At 57.3% G+C, this 1,725-nt stretch carries 1 protein-coding gene and 1 pseudogene; both read right to left on the bottom strand.

Features of this window, described 5'->3' with window-relative positions; translation table 11 throughout:
- A pseudogene (locus BZL41_RS02665) lies at nucleotides 1–115 on the bottom strand (ATP-binding protein); the annotation flags it as partial.
- A gap of 166 nt (nucleotides 116–281) precedes the next feature.
- The gene (locus BZL41_RS02660) at nucleotides 282–1,379 is read right to left on the bottom strand and encodes a saccharopine dehydrogenase family protein (RefSeq protein WP_095597872.1); all 1,098 of its coding nucleotides are present in this window, start codon (nucleotides 1,377–1,379) and stop codon (nucleotides 282–284) included.
- Nucleotides 1,380–1,725 lie beyond the last annotated feature (346 nt).

The following is a 1,725-nucleotide window of genomic DNA, read 5'->3' as shown; positions in this document are numbered from 1 at the left end:
GGATGGAGATCACGTCGCCGTCGCGCGCAGTGAGGGAGATGCCCTTGAGCACCTCGAGGTCGCCGTAGCGTTTGTGCAGGTTGCGGATTTCCAGCGCGGCGGTGGGGCCGTTCATGGTCATTCCTCTTTTTATTCTTATATGGATACAGCGGCTGACGCTTCGGCCGGTACGCCGCGAGGCGTATCGGTAACAGCTCAGGAGCGGGGCTTACACGTCAGTCCACCTGTTTTCCTGGGCACATAGCCGCCGGTGAAGCCGGCAGCCATGTTCACTGCATCGTTCAGGCAGCTTCTCGAGCTTCGTTGGTATGGGCTTCGTACGCCATGCCGAAACGGTTGGCCAGGAAAGCCTCGAGCGAAACCTGCTCCTGGCTGATGAAGCCGGACTGCGGCAGTTGGCCTTGGCGGAACAGATCGAGCGCTGCGCAGATGCCGGCCGCCGTGGTGATCTGGATAGCGCTGGTCAGGCGACCATTCTGTTCGGCGGCGAAGATTTTCCGACTGAACACTTCTTGAACCAGCTTACCGTCGCGCAAACCGTTGACGGTGACGAACACCAGGACAACGTCCTGCATGGTGCTTGGCACGGCGCCGCGGAGAATGTCCTTCAGCTTCTCCTGGTTGCCGGCGAGACGCAGATCTTCCAGAAGGAACTTCATCAGATCGCGATGGCCGGGATAGCGAACGGTCTTGTAGTCCAGCACTTCGACCTTCCCTTCCAGCGTTTCGCACAAAGTGCCCAGGCCGCCCGAAGTGTTGAAGGCTTCGTATTCCACGCCGTCCAGAGAGAAATGCTCGAGGCCTTCCAGCGGCTGTACCAATTGCAGACGGCCATTACGGATGGCTTCGCAAGGATGACAGTATTCATTGACCAAGCCGTCCACGCTCCAGGTCAGGTTGTACTTGAGGGCGTTGGTTGGAAACTCAGGCAACGCGCCGACACGCATCTTCACTTCGCGAACGCTGTCGAAACGGCTAGCCAGGGAGTGGGCGGCAATACCGATGAACCCAGGGGCAAGACCGCACTGGGGCATGAACGCTGTCTGCGAGCCTTCGGCCAGGGCACGGATGGTCTTGGTGGCGTGGACATCTTCAGTCAGGTCGAAGTAATGAGTGCCTGCCTTCTTGGCCGCCGTGGCCACGGTAATCGCCATGTGGTACGGCAGGGCATTGAGTACGGCATCGAATGCACGCAGGGTGGTTTCCAGCGCACTGCTATCGGAGGAGTCCAGTTGACGGGTGGCGATACCCAGACTGGCGATGCTCTTGAGCGATTCTTCGTCGCGGTCGGCGACAAGCACCTTGTAGTCGCCGGAGTTATGCAGGAGTTGGGCGATGGTGTAACCGATGTGGCCGGCGCCGAGCAGGAGGACGTTCATTGTTGTTTTCTCCAGGTGCGATTGAGTTGTCGACCAGTCTAGGTAGCACCTGCGACGACAATAAGACGCAAAATGCATCATTTAGCCATTTATAAACATCACTTAGTCGAGATCGACATACAGAATGGAGTGCGTTGAATAACTTCGGCGTAGCGCATGATCCTTTTCGAAGCGAATGGTCAAAAAAGTTCGTTGACGGCTGTTCGAATGGTTCTATAATGCGCGCCACTTCCGGCGCAGCCTGAATGAAAAACTCCTTGATAATCAAAGAGTTGAGTAAGTAAAAGGGGTTGTGTCGGTGGCGGATTCGAGTAGAATGCGCCGGGCTGGCGGGGCGGAGGTAAGG

It is taken from the genome of Pseudomonas sp. PIC25 (genome assembly GCF_002286785.1).
Classification (GTDB): domain Bacteria; phylum Pseudomonadota; class Gammaproteobacteria; order Pseudomonadales; family Pseudomonadaceae; genus Pseudomonas_M.
The sequence above is the reverse complement of the archived record's forward strand: the minus strand, read 5'-3'. Positions and strand labels throughout refer to the sequence as shown.

What these genes read in the sequence shown, in the direction of transcription:
- BZL41_RS02660 (WP_095597872.1), bottom strand. Translation starts at nt 1,379, where the DNA reads ATGAACGTCCTCCTGCTCGGCGCCGGCCACATCGGTTACACCATCGCC.